Genomic DNA, 16182 nt, shown 5'->3' on the forward strand with positions numbered 1-16182 from the left:
CCGCTTCCAGCTTTTTGCATCGAGAAGTCAAAAAATGCCGGTCCGATCGCGTTCTTTGTCTTGACGCTGCGTCAAAGATGGCAACACACTGCCCAACTGATGACGCGAGACCCGGACTTCCTTCGGACTTGCACCGAAGTCGGTACCGGCATCTGCTCGATGCTGCTCGATGACGACGGAGGCAGGATGGACGAGCGAAAGCGCCGACGCGCGGGACTGGCCGCGGTCTGCGCCATGGCGTGTGCGATCGGTCTGACGGCGGGCTTCGGCCCGAGCGCGGCCGCGAACACCCCACAGGAGGCGGTCGCCGCCACCCCGGTCTACCTCGACACCCACTACTCCTTCCAGGAGCGGGCCGCCGACCTGGTGTCGAGGATGACCTTGCAGGAGAAGGTCCAGCAGCTCAGCACCAACAGCGGCCCCGCCATCCCCCGGCTGGGCGTCCAGCAGTACACGTACTGGAGCGAGGGCCAGCACGGCGTCAACACCCTCGGGGCCAACCAGAACAACGGCGGGGCGCAGGGCGGCGTCCACGCCACCAGCTTCCCGACCAACTTCGCCTCGTCCATGTCCTGGGACCCGGCGCTGCTCTACCAGGAGAGCACCGCGATCTCCGACGAGGTGCGCGGCTTCGTCGACAAGTCGCTCTTCGGCACCGGCCAGAACAACCTCGGCCCGTCCGCCGACGACTACGGCTCGCTGACCTACTGGGCGCCGACGGTCAACCTCGACCGCGACCCGCGCTGGGGCAGGACCGACGAGGCGTTCGGCGAGGACCCGTACTTCGTCGGGCAGATGGCCGGCCAGTTCGTCGACGGCTACCAGGGCAACAACCCCGACGGCACCTCGAAGACCGGCTATCTGAAGGTCGCCTCCACCGCCAAGCACTACGCGCTCAACAATGTCGAGGACAACCGCACCGGCATCAGCTCCGACGTCAACGACACGGACCTGCGCGACTACTACACCGCGCAGTTCCGCTCGCTGATCGAGGACGCGCACGTGTCCGGGCTCATGACGTCGTACAACGCGATCAACGGCACCCCGTCGGTCTCCGACACCTACACCACCAACCAACTCGCCCAGCGCACCTACGGGTTCAACGGGTACATCACCTCCGACTGCGGCGCGGTCAGCACCAACTGGCGGCAGTTCCCCGGCGGTCACGACTGGGCGCCGCCCGGCTGGACCACCGACCACAAGGACAACCCGACGTGGACCGAGACCGCCACCGGCACGACGATGTCCGGGCAGGCCGGCGGCCAGGCGTACGCGCTGCGGGCCGGTACCGACCTCAACTGCACGGGTGACGAGGCGACCACCGCCAACATCCAGGAGGCCATCGAGGCGGGCGCGCTCAGCGAGGGCGTGGTCGACACCGCCCTGGTGAAGGTCTTCACCATCCGCATGGAGACCGGCGAGTTCGACCCGGCGAGCGCGGTGTCGTACACGAACATCACCAAGGACCAGATCGAGAGCCCGGCCCACCAGGCGCTCGCCACCACGGTCGCCGACAACTCCCTGGTGCTGCTGAAGAACGACAAGCGGGCCTCGGGCGGCGGCAAACTGCTGCCCGCCGACCCCGCCACCACCAAGAAGGTCGTCGTCCTCGGCGACCTCGCCAACACCGCGACGCTCGGCCTGTACTCGGGTGACCCGACCTACCGGACCAGCCCGCTGCGCGGCATCCAGAACGAGATCCACGCGATCGACCCCACGGCGTCCGTGGTCTACGACGCGGCGGGCACCTCGTCCACCGGCACCGGCGCCGCGGTGCTCTCCGACAAGACCAAGGCCGACATCAAGGCCGCCGACCTCGTGGTGCTGTTCGTCGGCACCACCCAGGCCAACGGCGACGAGGGCAACGACCGCGACAACCTGAACATGCCCGGCAACTACCAGTCGCTGATCGACCAGACGTCGGCGCTCGGCACCGACAAGCTCGCCCTGGTCATCCAGTCCGACGGCCCGGTCGACATCCAGAAGGAGGCCGCCGCCGGCTCACCGGTCTCCTCGATCGTCTTCAGCGGCTACAACGGCCAGTCGCAGGGCACCGCGCTCGCCCATGTGCTCTTCGGCGACGTCAACCCGTCCGGGCACCTCAACTTCACCTGGTACAAGGACGATTCACAGCTCCCCGACAAGCAGAACTACGGGCTGACCCCGAGCGCCACCGGCGGCCTCGGCCGTACATACCAGTACTTCACCGGCGCCCCCACGTACCCCTTCGGCTACGGACTCAGCTACAGCTCCTTCTCCTTCACCTCGGTCAGCGCCAACAAGACGCAGATCACGCCGGACGGCACCGTGAAGATCGGCGTGGACGTCACCAACACCGGCAAGACGGCGGGCGCCACGGTCGCGCAGCTCTACGCGGCGACCCCCTTCACCGTCCCCGGCGTGGAACTGCCCGCCAAGCGGCTGGCGGGCTTCGCCAAGACCAAGGTGCTGGGGCCCGGCAAGAGCCAGCACCTGACCATCACCGTCAAGGCCGCCGACCTGTCCTTCTGGGACGCCAAGAGCTCCCGGCAGACCGTCTACAACGGCACCTACGCGTTCCGGCTCGGCCCGGACTCCGCGCACCCGGCGGGCACCGCGAACGTGAGGATCAGCGGCACTCTGACGCCCAAGGTGCGCTACGTCACCGTGCAGCCCGAGAGCGTCGTCCACGACGCGGGCCAGACCTTCTCGCTCACCGGCAAGAACAAGTGGATCAAGGACGACACCAACCCGGCGAAGGAACAGCGCGACCTGTCCGTCACCGCGGACGACGTCGTGGAGGCCGTCAACAACGACCAGTCCTTCGTCGACCTGTCCACCGCCAAGGTCACGTACCGCAGCAGTGACCCGGCGGTCGCCACCGTCGACAAGAACGGCCTGGTGCACGCCGTGGCCGACGGCGTCGCCACCGTCTCGGCGACCGTGGGCGGCGTCACCGGCTCCACCCCGGTCGTGGTCCGCGGCACCCTCACGCTCAAGGCGCTGCCGATCGCCAAGGCGGGCAGCACCCTGACCGCGACCACCACCTACACCAACGGCGCCGCGTCCGCGGTGCGGAACGTGTCGGTCACGCTCGCCACCCCGGCGGGCTGGACGGCCACGGCCACCAGCCCGGCGACCTTCGACACCGTCGGCGCGGGCCAGAAGGCCACCACCACCTGGCAGGTGACCGTCCCGGCCGGTGCGGACCCCGACAGCTTCACCCTGGACGCCACCGTCATCACCCCCTCCGGGGAGGAGAGCGCCCAGGCCCCCGTCACCGTGCCGTACGCGTCACTGACCGCCGCCTACAACAACTCCGGCATCAGCGACGACGCCCACACCACGACCGGCAGCCTGGACGGCGAGGGCGCCAGCTTCTCGCTCCAGGCGCTGGCCGCCCTGGGCTGGCACGCGGGCCAGAACACCGACCACGACGGGGTGTCCTTCCCCTGGCCCGCCACCGCGGGCACCGGGGACCCCGACAACGCCGTGGCCGGCGGCCAGGCCGTCGAGATCACCGGCACCGGAACCAAGCTGGGCTTTGTCGGCACCAGCGCCTTCGGCGCCACCTCCGGCACCGGCACCATCGTCTACACCGACGGGACCACGCAGACCTACGCGCTGGCCCTGTCCGACTGGTGGGCCGGATCACCGTCGCAGGGCAGCGACTTCGCCGCCAGCACGCCCTACCTCAACAACGGCGGCGGACAGCAGCAGCAGACCGTGCACATCTCCGCGGCCACCGTGGACCTGCTGCCCGGAAAGACCGTCCAGGCGATCACCCTGCCCAACGTGAGCAAGACGCAGGTCGACCACCAGGTCGCCATGCACCTGTTCTCGATCGCGATCGGCGGCTGACACGCAGCGGCGCGCCGTCCCCCCGCGGCGGGGGACGGCGCGCCGAGCGCCGCCCGGCCGGCCAGCCTGTCAGGACCGGGCCCGCCGGGAGGAGCCGCAGGACGTCAGCGACGATCCCAGACGTTCATGAGGACGAGCTGAACGCGGAGTCGAAGGAGGCCGCGGGCGGCTCGATCGCGGCCAGCGCCCGTACGTGCGCGAGCGCGGCGGGCGCGCCCGTCATCCGGTCCATCCCCGCGTCCTCCCACTCCACCGAGATCGGCCCCTCGTACCCGATGCTGTTGAGCATCCGGAAGACCGGCTCCCACGGCACGTCGCCGTGCCCGGTCGACACGAAGTCCCAGCCGCGCCGCGGGTCGCCCCACGGCAGATGCGAACCGAGCCGCCCGTTGCGGCCGTTGAACTGCTTGACCGACTCCTTGCAGTCCACGTGGTAGATACGGTCGCGGAAGTCGTACAGGAAGCCGACCGGGTCCAGGTCCTGCCACACGAAGTGGCTGGGGTCGAAGTTGAGCCCGAAGGCCGGGCGGTGGCCGATCGCCTCCAGGGTCCTCACGGTCGTCCAGTAGTCGTACGCGATCTCGCCCGGGTGCACCTCGTGCGCGTACCGGACCCCGACCTCGTCGAAGACGTCCAGGATCGGATTCCAGCGGTCGGCGAAGTCCGCGAATCCGCGGTCGACCATCTCCTCCGGCACCGGCGGGAACATCGCCACCGTGTGCCAGATCGACGAACCGGTGAAGCCGACCACGGTGTCCACGCCGAAGGCCGCGGCGGCCCGCGCGGTGTTCTTGATCTCCTCCGCCGCCCGCTCCCGCACCCCCTCGGGCGAGCCGTCGCCCCAGATACGGGCGGGCAGGATGCCGCGGTGCCGCTCGTCGATCGGATGGTCGCAGACCGCCTGGCTGGTCAGATGGCAGGAGATGGTCCAGCTCTTGAGTCCGTGCTTGTCCAGGGTGTCGCGCAGCCGCGGCAGATACGCGTCGTCGCTGAGCGTCGCCTCCACGTCGAAGTGGTCACCCCAGCAGGCGATCTCCAGGCCGTCGTACCCCCACCGCGAGGCGAGCGCGCACACCTCGGTGAAGGGCAGGTCGGCGAACTGGCCGGTGAAGAGCGTGACGGGTCGGGCCATGTGCGTCCTCCAGGGATCGGGGCTTCAGGACTGAGGAGCGGGCACCGGGATGTGCACGCCGAGGGCCGCCGCACTGGTCTCCACGGCCGCCAGCACCCGCTGCACCTGGAGCCCGTCGGCGAACGACGGCCGCGGATCCGTACCGCCCGCCACCGCCTCGGCGAAATCGCGCACCTGGTGCGTGAAGGAGTGCTCGTAGCCGATCAGATGGCCTGGCGGCCACCACGCGTCAAGGTAGGGGTGGGTGGGCTCGGTGACCAGAACGCGGCGGAAACCGGCGGTGTCCGGGTCCTCGGAACGGTCGTGGAAGGCCAGCTCGTTCATCGACTCGGCGTCGAAGGCGAGCGTGCCGCGCGAGCCGCTGACCTCGATCCGCATGGCGTTCTTGTGCCCGGTGGCGAAACGGGTCGCCTCGAACACGCCGATCGCGCCGCCGTCGAACCGCGCGGTGAACAGCGCCGCGTCGTCCACCGTGACCCGGCCGCGCTCGGAACCGCCCTTGCCCGACAGGCCGCTCGCCGACTCCGGCAGCGGCCGTTCGGTCACGAAGGTCTCCAGCAGCGCGCCGACCGAGCTGATCCGCTGACCCGTCAGATACTGCGCCGCGTCGATGCTGTGCGCGCCGAGATCGCCCAACGCCCCTGACCCGGCACGGTCCTTGCGCAGCCGCCAGGCCAGCGGGAACTCCGGGTCGACCAGCCAGTCCTGGAGGTACTGCGCCCGCACCTGGTGGATCGTGCCCAGCCTGCCCTCCTCGATCAGCCGCCGCGCCAGCACCAGCGCGGGCACCCGGCGGTAGTTGAAGGCCACCATCGAACGCACTCCGGCCTGCCGGGCCTTGTGCGCCGCGTCGACCATCGCCTCGGCCTCCGCCACCGAATTGGCCAGCGGCTTCTCGCACATCACGTGCTTGCCCGCCGCGAGCGCCGCCTCCGCGATCCGCGCGTGGCTGTCGCCCGGCGTGCAGATGTCCACCACGTCGATGTCCGGCCGCGCGACCAGCGCCCGCCAGTCCGTCTCGTACGACCCCCAGCCGTACCGCTCGGCGGCCGACGCCGCCCGCTGGGCCGACCGGCCGCAGACGGCGGTGAGTTCGAGCCGTACCGGCAGGTCGAAGAAGCGGCCCGCGGTGCGCCAGGCGTGGGAGTGCGCCGCGCCCATGAAGGCATGGCCGACCATGCCGATCCGCAGCGCGGGGACCGGGGGTGGTGTCGTCGTCACGTACGTCCTCCTGGCGGAATGCCGCTCCTGGTACGGGCCGTGAATCGTTATTCATCCGGCATCGACTGAAACTCACGGCACCGGATAGAACAGTTCGGCAGTTTCTGCCTGAACTTCGGCATAAGTCAAGGCTCTTGACGTCGGTGACGGCAACAGGGCACCGTGCGGTTGCCGAGACGTCACACATCCGGGGGGCAGTGATCGACACTCCAGTCAATCTCCGCGAGGTCGGCAGGCTCCGGGTCCTCGAGGCCCTGCACACCACCGCACGCAGCAGCAGGCCCGAACTCGTCCGTGTCACCGGCCTGTCCAGGGCCACCGTCTCCTCGCTGATCGCCGACCTCATCACCGTCGGCCTGGTCACCGAGGACGAGGGCCCCGAGGAGCCGGAGCCCCGCCGCACCGGACGGCCCGCCCAGTCCCTCTCGCTGGTCCCCAGCTCGGGCTACGCCATCGGCGCGGACATCGGCCACCAGCACGTACGCGTCATCCTCTGCGACCTGTTCGGCGCCGTCCTGTGGGAGCACTGGGTCGCCAAGGACGTGGACCGCGCCCCGCAGGAGACCCTCGACCTGGTCGCCGTCCTCGTCGGCCGCGCTCTCCAGGAGACCGGCGTCGCCCGCGAACGCGTCCTCGGCATCGGCGCCGGAATCGCCTCACCGGTCGAGAAGGGCAGCGGCGCCCTCGGCGCCGAGGGCATCATGCCCGGCTGGGTCGGCCTGCGCCTCACCGACGAACTGCGCCACCGCACCTCGCTGCCGGTCCGCGTCACCAACGACGCCAACGCCGGCGCCCTCGCCGAGCGCATGTACGGCGCCGGACGGCAGGCGGGCGACATGGTCTACGTCCGGCTCTCCGCCGGTATCGGCGCGGGCATCGTCAGCGACGGCCGCCTCCTGCTCGGCTCACGGGGCCTCGCCGGGGAGATCGGCCATCTCCCGCTCATCACCGACGGCCTCATCTGCCGCTGCGGGAACCGCGGTTGCCTGGAGACCGTCGCCAGCCCGGTCGCCATCGCCCGCCTGCTGTCCGACAGTTGGGGCGAGACCGTCGCACCCCGCGACCTCCCCGCCCTCATCCGGGACCGCAACACCGGCGCCCTGCGCGCCGTCCGCGACGCGGGAGACGCCGTCGGCCGCGCGCTCGCCACGCTCGTCACCCTCCTCAACCCGCGCCTGATCGTGGTCGGCGGCGACCTCGCCGCCGCGGGCGCCGACATCCTCGAACCCATGCGGGCCGGTGTCCGCCGCCACACCCTTCCCTCCGCCGCGGAGGGCCTGGAGATCGTCACCGGCGGCCTCGGGGACGGCGCCGAGGTCCGCGGGGCGGCCGGTCTCGTCCTCGCCGACGCCGCCTCACTGCTCGCCGGAGCGGCCTGACCGGAAAGCGGCCTGTCCCGGAGCTGTCTCACCCGGAAAGCGGCCTGATCCGTACCGGCCTGACCCGCGTCAGGCCGCTCAGTCCGTGGTCTGGACGATCTGCCCGTCGCGCAGTTCCAGGACGCGGTCGGCCAGGGCGAGGAGCTGCGTGTCGTGGGTGGCGACGAGGGCGGTGACGGACTCGCTGCGGACGACCGCGCGCAGCAACTCCATGACGGCCAGGCCCGTGTCGGCGTCGAGCTGCCCGGTGGGCTCGTCCGCGATGAGCAGGACGGGGCGGTTGGCGAGGGCGCGGGCGATGGCCACGCGTTGCTGCTGGCCGCCGGAGAGTTCGCCGGGGCGCTGGGCGGCGTGGTCGGCGAGGCCGACGAGGGCCAGGAGGAGTTCGACGCGCTCCTCGCGCTCACGCGGCGGGGTCTTGCGCAGCCGCATGGGGACCCCCACGTTCTCGGCGGCGCTGAGGATGGGGAGCAGCCCGAAGGACTGGAAGACGAAGCCGATACGGTCCCGGCGCAGGGCGAGCAGTTCGTCGTCGCCGAGCGAGGCCAGATCGGTGCCGTCGAGCATGATCCGGCCGCCGTCGGGGCTGTCGAGACCGCCCACGAGGTTGAGGATGGTGGTCTTGCCCGAGCCCGAACGGCCCTTGAGCGCGACGAGTTCGCCGCGCGGGACGGAGAACGAGACACCGCGCAGGGCGTGCACGGCGGTGTCGCCGCTGCCGTAGGTGCGGCGCAGATCCTCGACGACGACCATGTCCCCGGACGGCGGACCGTCCGCGACCGCCGTCGCCGCACGTCCCGTGGACCCCTCGCTCATGCGTCCTCCCCGTCCTGGCCGCATCCCCTGCCGGCCCCCGCCCGCGGCGCGCCGGCCACCGTACGGCCGTCGCGTATCCGTACGGTACGCGCAAACGCCGTGGACGGTACGCGCAAACGCCGTGGCCCGGACCCGTGGGAACGGATCCGGGCCACGAGGGGCCACGAAGGCCGCGAACGGCGCGTACGCGGAGCGACGCCTCAGTGCAGCTCGGTGATCTCCGGGCCGCGGCGCAGCGGGTCGATGCCGTCGCCGAACTTCGACGGCTCGCCCTGCTCGGTCGGCGCGGCGCCGTCCGGCACCATCTGCGCGTCGTTCGGCAGCTTCAGCACGATCGGGTCGCGCGGCGCCATCGGGGTGTCGCCGCGCAGCACCACGGTGTCGCGGAAGACGGACTCCAGCACACCGGCGGCGGCGGGCTGCACCGCGCCCTGGCCGGAGATCACCCCGCGCAGGAACCAGCGCGGGCCGTCGCAGCCGATGAACCGCACGAGCTGCACGCCATTGGTGCCGTCGGGGAGCTGGACGGGCACCTGGGCCCGCAGCTCCCAGCCGAGCGGGCCCTCCAGCTCGTCGACGATGCCGCCCTGCTGGGTGATACCGGCGGCGATCTCCTCGCGGACCTCGCCCCAGATGCCCTCGGACTTGGGGGCGGCGAACGCCTGGAGCTGCACGGCGCTGTCCCGCAGCACCACGGTCGCGGCGACGATGGACTCGCCCGCGACCTCGACCCGCAGCTCCATGCCCTCGACTCCGGGCACGAACAGTCCGCCGAGGTCGACGCGGCCCTCGCCGGGCTCACTGACCTCGCTCAGGTCCCACGGGCCGTCGGGCCTCGGGGCGGGCGGAAGGTTGTACCGGAGGGACTCACCGGAGTCGTCCGACTCCTCGGCGTCCTCGACCTGCTCGTCAGGGCCTGCGGCCTCGTCGAGCTCGTCGAGGTCGTCTTCGCGCTCCTTGCGACGACGGAACACGGTCACTGTCCTTCCCGGTCTGCAACGACCGATGCGAATCCGACTCTGGACGTGTCGGCCGACGGCGTCTCCACCGCGGCATGACCCCCCGTGGAGCCGAAGCCCCCCGCGGCCCTGGCAGAGCCGGGCAGCTCCGCCACCTCATGGAAACGGACCCGCTCGACCTGCTGGACGACCAGTTGGGCGATCCGGTCACCTTTTTCGAACCGCACGGTCTCGCGCGGATCGAGGTTGACGACGATCACCTTGATCTCTCCACGGTACCCGGCATCCACCGTTCCCGGGGCATCCACCAGGGCCACACCGCAGCGCGCTGCCAGCCCCGAGCGGGGATGCACGAAGGCCGCGTACCCGTCGGGCAGGGCGATCGACACCCCGGTGGGCAGGACCGCGCGCTCACCGGGCGCGAGGTCCGCCGCCAGCGTGGTCGTCAGGTCCGCGCCCGCGTCACCGGGATGCCCGTAGGACGGTACGGGCACGGACTCGTCGAGCCGGTGCAGCAGTACGTCCACCGGCTGTCGCTCTGTGCTCACGGGTTCACCTCGCTGACGAGGCGCAGCGGCTCACGGCTCATGGGTTCACCTCGAAGGCGCGGGCGACCTTCACCTGGTCGGGGTCCGACATCGCCGCGCGGATCTCCTCCGCGCGGCCGTTCTGCGTGAAGTGGTCGAGCTTGACCTCGACGAACAGCGCCTCCGCGCGGACCGCGACCGGCCCGTCGTGGCCGCCGATCCGGCCCTCGGCCGAGCTGTAGATCTTGCGTCCGGCGACCGCGGTGCAGCGCGCCGACAGATACAGCGTGGCGCCGACCGGGACCGGCAGCAGGAAGTCCGACTCCAGCCGACCGGTGACGGCGATGGCGCGCAGCATCCAGTTGACCGAGCCCAGCGTCTCGTCCAGCGCGGTGGCCAGGACCCCGCCGTGGGCGAGGCCCGGCGCGCCCTGGTGGGCGGGCTTGACGGTGAACTCGGCGGTGACGCTGACGCCCTCGCCCGCCCGCGCCGCCAGGTGCAGCCCGTGCGGCAGACCCTCGCCGCAGCCGAAGCACTGGTCGTAGTGCGCCCCGAGCAGCTCGCCCGGCGCCGGGGCGTCCGGGTGCCGCGTGGGCGCGGTGGCGTCGGGCGGCGGCGTCAACGACGACCGTCCGGCGCTTCTGGGTGTGTTCGCTCCACTCACGCCCGAGACCCTACCCTTCCGCGGGATCCTTTCCCTGCCGGTGTCCGTTGGTCCCGGGGGAGCCGCCCGGCGGCCGGCGGAAACCGCCCCCTGTACCACCCTCGTACCGCCCCCGCAGTCCCCCCGTTGTCATCTGGTAGCACCGGAGCGCGCGCATGTCCCCAGGAGTAGGCCAGTCCGTCGTCGTCACCGGAGCCGGACGCGGCATCGGCCGTGCCATCACGCTGGAGCTGGCGCACTGCGGCTTCGACGTGATCGGCACGGTCCGCAACGACCGGGACGCGCGGGCCCTGCGCGCGGCGGTCGACCGTACGGGCGCGGCGGTGCGCACCGCGGTGCTCGACGTGGCCGACGCGACGTCCTGCGTCCGGGCGTTCACCGAGATCGCCACGATGACCGACGGCGGGCCGTGGGCGGTGGTCAACAACGCGGGGTTCGCGCAGCCGGGCGCGGTGGAGGACGTGGACGACGAGCAGGTACGGCGCCAGCTGGAGACCAATCTGGTGGCGCCCGCGCGGATCGCCCGCCTGGTGCTGCCCGCGATGCGGGACCGGCGGGCGGGCCGGATCGTCAACGTGTCGTCGATCGCCGGGCGGGTGTCGCTGCCGATGCTCGGCTGGTACTGCGCGAGCAAGCGCGGCCTGGAGTCGGTGACGGACGCGCTGCGGATGGAGACCGCGCCGTTCGGCGTGCAGGTCTCGCTGATCGAGCCGGGCTCCTACGGCACCGGGATCTGGGAGACCGGCGCCGGGCTGCTGCCCGACGAGCGGGCGTCGGCGTACCAGGAGCAGTACGCGGCGGCCGGGGACGTGCTGCGCGGCAGCCGCGACCTGCCGGGGCCGCGCCCGGTGGCGCTCGCGGTGCGCAAGGCGCTGACCGCCCGGCACCCGCTGCCGCGCTATCTGGTGGGCGGCGGCGCCCGCTCGACCGCGGTGCTGGACGCGGTGGCGCCGACGGCGGCCTCCGACTGGGCGAAGCAGCTCGCCACCGGGCTGCGGCAGGCACCGCCCAGGGTCACCCGTGCGCTGGCGCGCCTTCGCGGCAGATAGCACAGGACCGCATGGCAGTCTGGTGCCATGCAGCCTTACGACGAACGTCTCACCGTGCCGCGCTCCTGGTGGTTCCTGGCCGCCGGGGTGGGTGTGGCGATGGCGCTGATCCTCTTCCCGTTCGGCCCGCTGCCGATGCTGGCCGGGCTCGCGGCCGGCGCGGCCGTCGCCATGATGGCGGTCAGCTCGTACGGGTCCGCGCGGATCCGCGTGGTGGCGGGTTCGCTGGTGGCGGGCAAGGCCCGGATCCCGCTGGCGGCACTGGGCGAGGCGACCGTGCTCGACGCGGCGGAGACGGTGGCCTGGCGCTCCCACAAGGCCGACCCGCGGGCGTACATGCTGCTGCGCTCGTACGTGCCGACGGCGCTGAAGGTCGACGTGACCGATCCGGACGACCCGACGCCGTACGTCTATCTGTCGACGCGTTCGCCGAAGCGGCTCGCGGAGGCGCTGAAAGCCGTGAAGGCGACCCAGTAGGACCGGCCGGGCCGCACGGTGCCGGGCGGCCCCCGCGGGGGCGCCCGCGGCCGGTCAGGGCTCGATGGCGGGCGGCTGCCACAGCGTGCCGGTCAGGGCCGCGTCGGCCGGTGCGCCGACGGCGGGCAGCTCGGGCCACGGGAGCTGCGCGGCGCGCAGGTCGTGGCGGATCCGCTGGGCGAGCTTGCGGGTGTCGCGGCGGTTCATCACCGCGCCGACGGCCGCGCCGATCATGAACGGCGTCAGCGTCGGCATATTGCGCAGCGTGCGGCGCAGCAGCCGCTGGCGCATCTCCTTCTTCATGCTGCTGCCCAGGGCCACGTTGACGGTGGAGAGTTTCAGCACATCGATACCGCGCTGTTCGGTCCAGGACCACAGATACGCGGTCGCGCGCTCCCGGGAGTTGCCCGGGACACGCAGTCCGTAGACCTCGTGCAGTTCCGCGATGAGTTTGAACTCGACCGCGGCGACGCCGAGCGTCTCGGCGGTCAGTTCGGCCGGCATCGCCGGCGGGGTGGGCAGCATCGCGGCGGCGCCCACACCGGCGCCGACGGTCATGGTGCCCTTCACCGCGGTGGCGATCAGCCGGTCCGCGATGTCCTCGGGGCCGAGACCGGGAAACTGCCCCCGCAGCGTCGCCAGGTCGCGCACCGGGATGCGCGGGGCGACCTCGATCAGCCGCTCGGCGACCGAGCCCATGCCCGCCATCGCCTTCCTGCCGCCGTAGCGCGCCCCGCTGCGTATTCCGCGCGCCCCGCGCGCGGTCGTGGCCGCGAGCGAGGCCCTGCGGCCCCGCTCGTCGCCTTCTCGGCCTTCCACCCGGCCTTCCGTCGGACCCTCCACCGGGCCTTGTACCCGGTCCTGGTCCTGGTCCTGGTCCTGCGCCCGGCCGGCGTCGTCCGCCCGGCCGTCCCGCCGTGAGCCCGTCACCGCGCCCGCGGATCAGGCCGCGCAGTCGCGGCAGATCGGGTTGCCGTTCTTCTCCGCCGCGAGCTGGCTCCTGTGGTGGACCAGGAAGCAGCTCATGCAGGTGAACTCGTCGGCCTGCCTGGGCAGTACGCGAACCGACAGTTCCTCATTGGAGAGGTCGGCGCCCGGCAGCTCCAGGGACTCCGCCTGGTCGAACTCGTCGACGTCCACCGCGGAGGTGGACTTCTCGTTCCGCCGGGCCTTCAGTTCCTCGATGCTGTCCTCGTTGACGTCATCGTCGGTCTTGCGTGGGGTGTCGTAATCCGTAGCCATTTTTCGCTCTCCCCCTGTGGGTGTCTGCGGTGTCTCCAGCGCACGTAACGCGCGGGAGGCCGGACTTGTGCCCGACCCGAGGCGGAGATTTTGCCTCACATCAAGGCCTGTTACTCAATCGACACCCAAGGTCGCCCCCGAAGGGGTGATCGCACGGGTGGCCGATCGTCACTCGCGACAGTCTGAAAGTCGTATGTCGCGGGCGCCATCACGTGTACTTCCCGTGATCATGACCTGGGGAAACATGGATTTTCCGGTCTTTTTCCCCAATGTCTTGATCACTGTGTGTAGGTGTCCCTCCAATAGCATGTGCTGTCGATCACAACGGTTCCCGGCGGGGAACAGACCGCGAAATTTCTCGCATAGCGAACACTCGTCGGTGCTGTCGTCGCCGGTGGCCGTCCTGGGCGTGACGCGGTTCACAACGGGATCGCGACCCGCATGACCAGGCCGCCTCCCTCGCGCGGCTCGGCCACGATGACGCCTCCGTGCGCCCGTGCCACCGACCGCGCGATGGACAGTCCCAGTCCCACCCCCTTGTCACTTCCCGTCCGCTCGGTACGCAGACGCCGGAACGGCTCGAAAAGGTTGTCGATCTCGTACGCCGGAACGACCGGTCCGGTGTTCGCGACCACGAGCAGCCCCTGGCCGCCCTCCACGGCCGTGGAGACGTCGACCCAGCCGTTCTCCGCCACGTTGTACCGCACCGCGTTCTGTACCAGGTTCAGGGCGATCCTTTCCAGCAGCACGCCGTTTCCCTGGACGACCGCGCCGTCGAGCCGGGAGCGCAGCTCCACGCCCTTGCCCTGTGCCTCGGCGCGGGTCTGGTCGAGCGCCCGGGAGGCGGCCTCCGCCAGGTCCACCGGCTTGCGGTCCACGATCTCGTTGTCACTGCGGGCGAGCAGCAGCAGGCCCTCGACCAGCTGCTCACTGCGCTCGTTGGTGGACAGCAGGGTCTTGCCGAGCTGCAACAGGTCGGCCGAGGCGTCCGGATCGGAGAGCTGGACCTCCAGCAGCGTCCGGTTGATCGCCAGCGGTGTGCGCAGCTCGTGCGAGGCGTTGGCCACGAAGCGGCGCTGGGCGTCGAAGGATCTCTCCAGCCGGTCGAGCATCTCGTCGAAGGTGTCGGCCAGCTCCTTCAGCTCGTCGTCCGGGCCGTCCAGCTCGATCCGGCGCTTGAGGTCGGAGCCGACCACGACCCGCGCGGTCCTGGTGATCCGCCCGAGCGGCGCGAGCACCCGCCCGGCCATCACGTAGCCGAAGACCAGCGCGACCACGGCCAGGCCGATCAGCGCCAGCAGCGAGCGCTTGAGCAGCACATTGAGCGCCGCCTCGCGCTGGACGGCCATGCACTGCGCCAGGGCGGAGTTGAAGCGCCCCGAATCCGTCTCGTTGATCAGGCTCGGGCAGGTGTTGCTGACGATGTTGACCCGGCCGCTGTTGACGGTGAACAGCGGCTCGCTGCCCTGGTGCAGGGCCTGGGCCGCCAGCAGATAGATGATCCACAGCAGCAGCACACCGGCGATCAGGAACATGCCGCCGTACAGCACGGTCAGCCGTATCCGGATGGTCGGGCGCAGCCAGGGCAGCGGGCTCTCGCCCGGCAGCGGGTCCCAGGGGGGCCTGGGCGGGGTCGGCGGGGCCGAGGGCGGTGCGGGCGCGGGGGAGCCGGCGGAGGGGGACGCCACGCGGATCAGATCCGGTAACCGGAACCGGGGACCGTCACGATCACCGGAGGCTCACCGAGCTTGCGGCGCAGTGTCATGACGGTCACCCGCACCACATTGGTGAACGGGTCGGTGTTCTCGTCCCACGCCTTCTCCAGCAACTGCTCGGCGGAGACCACCGAGCCCTCGCTGCGCATCAGCACTTCGAGGACCGCGAACTCCTTGGGCGCCAGATGCACCTCCGCGCCGTCCCTGAAGACCTCGCGGCGGTTGGGGTCGAGCCTGATGCCGGAGCGCTCCAGGACCGGCGGCAGGGCCGCGGTCGTACGACGGCCCAGCGCGCGGACCCGCGCGGTCAGCTCGGTGAAGGCGAAGGGCTTGGGCAGATAGTCGTCCGCGCCCAGTTCAAGACCCTCCACCCGGTCGCTGACGTCACCGGCGGCGGTGAGCATCAGCACCCGGGTGGGCAGGCCGAGATCGACGATCTCGCGGCACACCTGGTCGCCGTGGACGACCGGGAGGTCGCGGTCGAGGACGACCACGTCGTAGTCGTTGACCCCGATCCGCTCCAGGGCGGCGCCGCCGTCGTAGACCACGTCGACGGCCATCGCCTCGCGGCGCAGCCCGGTGGCAACCGCATCGGCGAGCAGTTGCTCGTCCTCGACGACCAGTACGCGCAAGGCGCTGTTCCTTCCAGAGCGGGGGGACATGAGCGGTCCTGCGGCGGCGCGGAGCCGCGGCAGGAACGGCATGAGCTGTGCGAATGCTCCACCATCCTGCACCTGAGGACCGTAAATCGGCGGTAAGGGACCGACGACGGAATATTCCTCCGGCCGACGGAGGTTTCCGCTCCGAAGCGGGTGGGCAAGACGACTGCACACCCACCCACCACGCCTCGCCACGCGTTTCCCTCGCGTGGTACCTGGCTTGACACACCCCGTGTCAACGACGACGACGAGGGGGCGCCTAATGGACGCGTTCACCACCGGAATCCTCCAGCGCATACACAGCACGGAGACCGATTTGCGCCGGGCCCGGGAGACAGGCGACGACTTCCTCGCCGACGTCGAGCAGGCGGAACTGGAAGACCTCCGCCGACTCGCGTCGGAGAACGGCGTGGACGTACGGCCGAAGGTCGCCTGATCCACACCGGCTGACCCCGAGCCGCACGCCCCGGACACCTCACAGGTGCCGGGGCGTTCGCATGTC

At 71.2% G+C, this 16182-nt stretch carries 15 protein-coding genes; 5 read left to right on the forward strand and 10 right to left on the reverse strand.

Annotated elements, in window-relative coordinates; translation table 11 throughout:
* The first annotated feature begins 186 nt into the window (after nt 1–186).
* Nucleotides 187–3840, forward strand: a complete 3654-nt coding sequence (locus tag ACIP4Z_RS26125; protein WP_355338439.1) for a glycoside hydrolase family 3 C-terminal domain-containing protein — start codon at nt 187–189, stop codon at nt 3838–3840.
* A gap of 124 nt (nt 3841–3964) precedes the next feature.
* On the opposite strand, the gene ACIP4Z_RS26130 is transcribed toward ACIP4Z_RS26125, so the two are convergent.
* Both ACIP4Z_RS26130 and ACIP4Z_RS26135 read right to left on the reverse strand, forming a co-directional pair.
* Nucleotides 3965–4972, reverse strand: a complete 1008-nt coding sequence (locus ACIP4Z_RS26130; RefSeq protein WP_401312024.1) for a sugar phosphate isomerase/epimerase family protein — start codon at nt 4970–4972, stop codon at nt 3965–3967.
* 24 nt (nt 4973–4996) lie between these two features.
* Complete coding sequence (locus ACIP4Z_RS26135; RefSeq protein ID WP_355338795.1) at nt 4997–6151, reverse strand: Gfo/Idh/MocA family oxidoreductase; 1155 nt, start codon at nt 6149–6151, stop codon at nt 4997–4999.
* A 239-nt stretch (nt 6152–6390) separates the two neighbouring features.
* On the opposite strand from ACIP4Z_RS26135, the gene ACIP4Z_RS26140 reads away from it, so the two are divergent.
* A complete protein-coding gene (locus tag ACIP4Z_RS26140; RefSeq protein ID WP_355338445.1) occupies nt 6391–7572 on the forward strand; it encodes an ROK family protein in 1182 nt (393 codons plus the stop codon).
* A gap of 78 nt (nt 7573–7650) precedes the next feature.
* On the opposite strand, the gene ACIP4Z_RS26145 is transcribed toward ACIP4Z_RS26140, so the two are convergent.
* The 4 genes from ACIP4Z_RS26145 to ACIP4Z_RS26160 all read right to left on the reverse strand — a co-directional run bounded on the left by ACIP4Z_RS26145 (nt 7651) and on the right by ACIP4Z_RS26160 (nt 10538).
* Nucleotides 7651–8388, reverse strand: coding sequence for an ABC transporter ATP-binding protein (locus ACIP4Z_RS26145; protein WP_355338448.1), 738 nt, complete (start codon nt 8386–8388; stop codon nt 7651–7653).
* Between the two features lie 200 nt (nt 8389–8588).
* Complete coding sequence (locus ACIP4Z_RS26150; RefSeq protein ID WP_355338451.1) at nt 8589–9362, reverse strand: DUF3710 domain-containing protein; 774 nt, start codon at nt 9360–9362, stop codon at nt 8589–8591.
* A 2-nt stretch (nt 9363–9364) separates the two neighbouring features.
* Nucleotides 9365–9895 carry a dUTP diphosphatase gene (gene dut, locus ACIP4Z_RS26155; RefSeq protein WP_401312028.1) on the reverse strand — a complete coding sequence of 177 codons (531 nt, stop codon included), beginning with the start codon at nt 9893–9895 and terminating at the stop codon, nt 9365–9367.
* 37 nt (nt 9896–9932) lie between these two features.
* Nucleotides 9933–10538: a PaaI family thioesterase gene (locus tag ACIP4Z_RS26160; protein ID WP_355338454.1), complete on the reverse strand. Its 606-nt coding sequence runs from the start codon at nt 10536–10538 to the stop codon at nt 9933–9935.
* Between the two features lie 155 nt (nt 10539–10693).
* Here ACIP4Z_RS26160 and ACIP4Z_RS26165 point away from each other — a divergent pair, with 155 nt between their 5' ends.
* Nucleotides 10694–11587: an SDR family oxidoreductase gene (locus ACIP4Z_RS26165; protein WP_355338457.1), complete on the forward strand. Its 894-nt coding sequence runs from the start codon at nt 10694–10696 to the stop codon at nt 11585–11587.
* Between the two features lie 27 nt (nt 11588–11614).
* The gene (locus ACIP4Z_RS26170) at nt 11615–12064 is read left to right on the forward strand and encodes a DUF3093 domain-containing protein (protein WP_401312033.1); all 450 of its coding nucleotides are present in this window, start codon (nt 11615–11617) and stop codon (nt 12062–12064) included.
* A 54-nt stretch (nt 12065–12118) separates the two neighbouring features.
* On the opposite strand, the gene ACIP4Z_RS26175 is transcribed toward ACIP4Z_RS26170, so the two are convergent.
* From ACIP4Z_RS26175 to ACIP4Z_RS26190, 4 genes are all read right to left on the reverse strand, one after another.
* Nucleotides 12119–12883, reverse strand: a complete 765-nt coding sequence (locus tag ACIP4Z_RS26175; RefSeq protein WP_355338463.1) for a hypothetical protein — start codon at nt 12881–12883, stop codon at nt 12119–12121.
* A 123-nt stretch (nt 12884–13006) separates the two neighbouring features.
* Nucleotides 13007–13306, reverse strand: a complete 300-nt coding sequence (locus ACIP4Z_RS26180; protein WP_103884889.1) for a DUF4193 domain-containing protein — start codon at nt 13304–13306, stop codon at nt 13007–13009.
* 419 nt (nt 13307–13725) lie between these two features.
* Entirely contained in the window at nt 13726–14994 is a 1269-nt protein-coding gene (locus tag ACIP4Z_RS26185) for a HAMP domain-containing sensor histidine kinase (RefSeq protein WP_355338466.1), read from the reverse strand.
* Between the two features lie 5 nt (nt 14995–14999).
* Nucleotides 15000–15653 carry a response regulator gene (locus ACIP4Z_RS26190; protein ID WP_391163844.1) on the reverse strand — a complete coding sequence of 218 codons (654 nt, stop codon included), beginning with the start codon at nt 15651–15653 and terminating at the stop codon, nt 15000–15002.
* A 289-nt stretch (nt 15654–15942) separates the two neighbouring features.
* Between ACIP4Z_RS26190 and ACIP4Z_RS26195 the strand changes: the two genes are divergently transcribed.
* The gene (locus ACIP4Z_RS26195; protein WP_188282026.1) at nt 15943–16116 is read left to right on the forward strand and encodes a hypothetical protein; all 174 of its coding nucleotides are present in this window, start codon (nt 15943–15945) and stop codon (nt 16114–16116) included.
* Nucleotides 16117–16182: the final 66 nt, after the last annotated feature.

Source organism: Streptomyces sp. NPDC088910, from assembly GCF_044749865.1.
Lineage (GTDB): Bacteria > Actinomycetota > Actinomycetes > Streptomycetales > Streptomycetaceae > Actinacidiphila.

Bases quoted from the DNA above. Each gene is read 5' to 3' on its own strand.
- ACIP4Z_RS26165 (WP_355338457.1), top strand. From the start codon at position 10,694: ATGTCCCCAGGAGTAGGCCAGTCCGTCGTCGTCACCGGAGCCGGACGC.
- ACIP4Z_RS26130 (WP_401312024.1), bottom strand. From the start codon at position 4,972: ATGGCCCGACCCGTCACGCTCTTCACCGGCCAGTTCGCCGACCTGCCC.
- ACIP4Z_RS26180 (WP_103884889.1), bottom strand. From the start codon at position 13,306: ATGGCTACGGATTACGACACCCCACGCAAGACCGACGATGACGTCAAC.
- ACIP4Z_RS26145 (WP_355338448.1), bottom strand. From the start codon at position 8,388: ATGAGCGAGGGGTCCACGGGACGTGCGGCGACGGCGGTCGCGGACGGT.
- ACIP4Z_RS26170 (WP_401312033.1), top strand. From the start codon at position 11,615: ATGCAGCCTTACGACGAACGTCTCACCGTGCCGCGCTCCTGGTGGTTC.
- ACIP4Z_RS26195 (WP_188282026.1), top strand. From the start codon at position 15,943: ATGGACGCGTTCACCACCGGAATCCTCCAGCGCATACACAGCACGGAG.
- ACIP4Z_RS26135 (WP_355338795.1), bottom strand. From the start codon at position 6,151: ATGGTCGGCCATGCCTTCATGGGCGCGGCGCACTCCCACGCCTGGCGC.
- ACIP4Z_RS26125 (WP_355338439.1), top strand. From the start codon at position 187: ATGGACGAGCGAAAGCGCCGACGCGCGGGACTGGCCGCGGTCTGCGCC.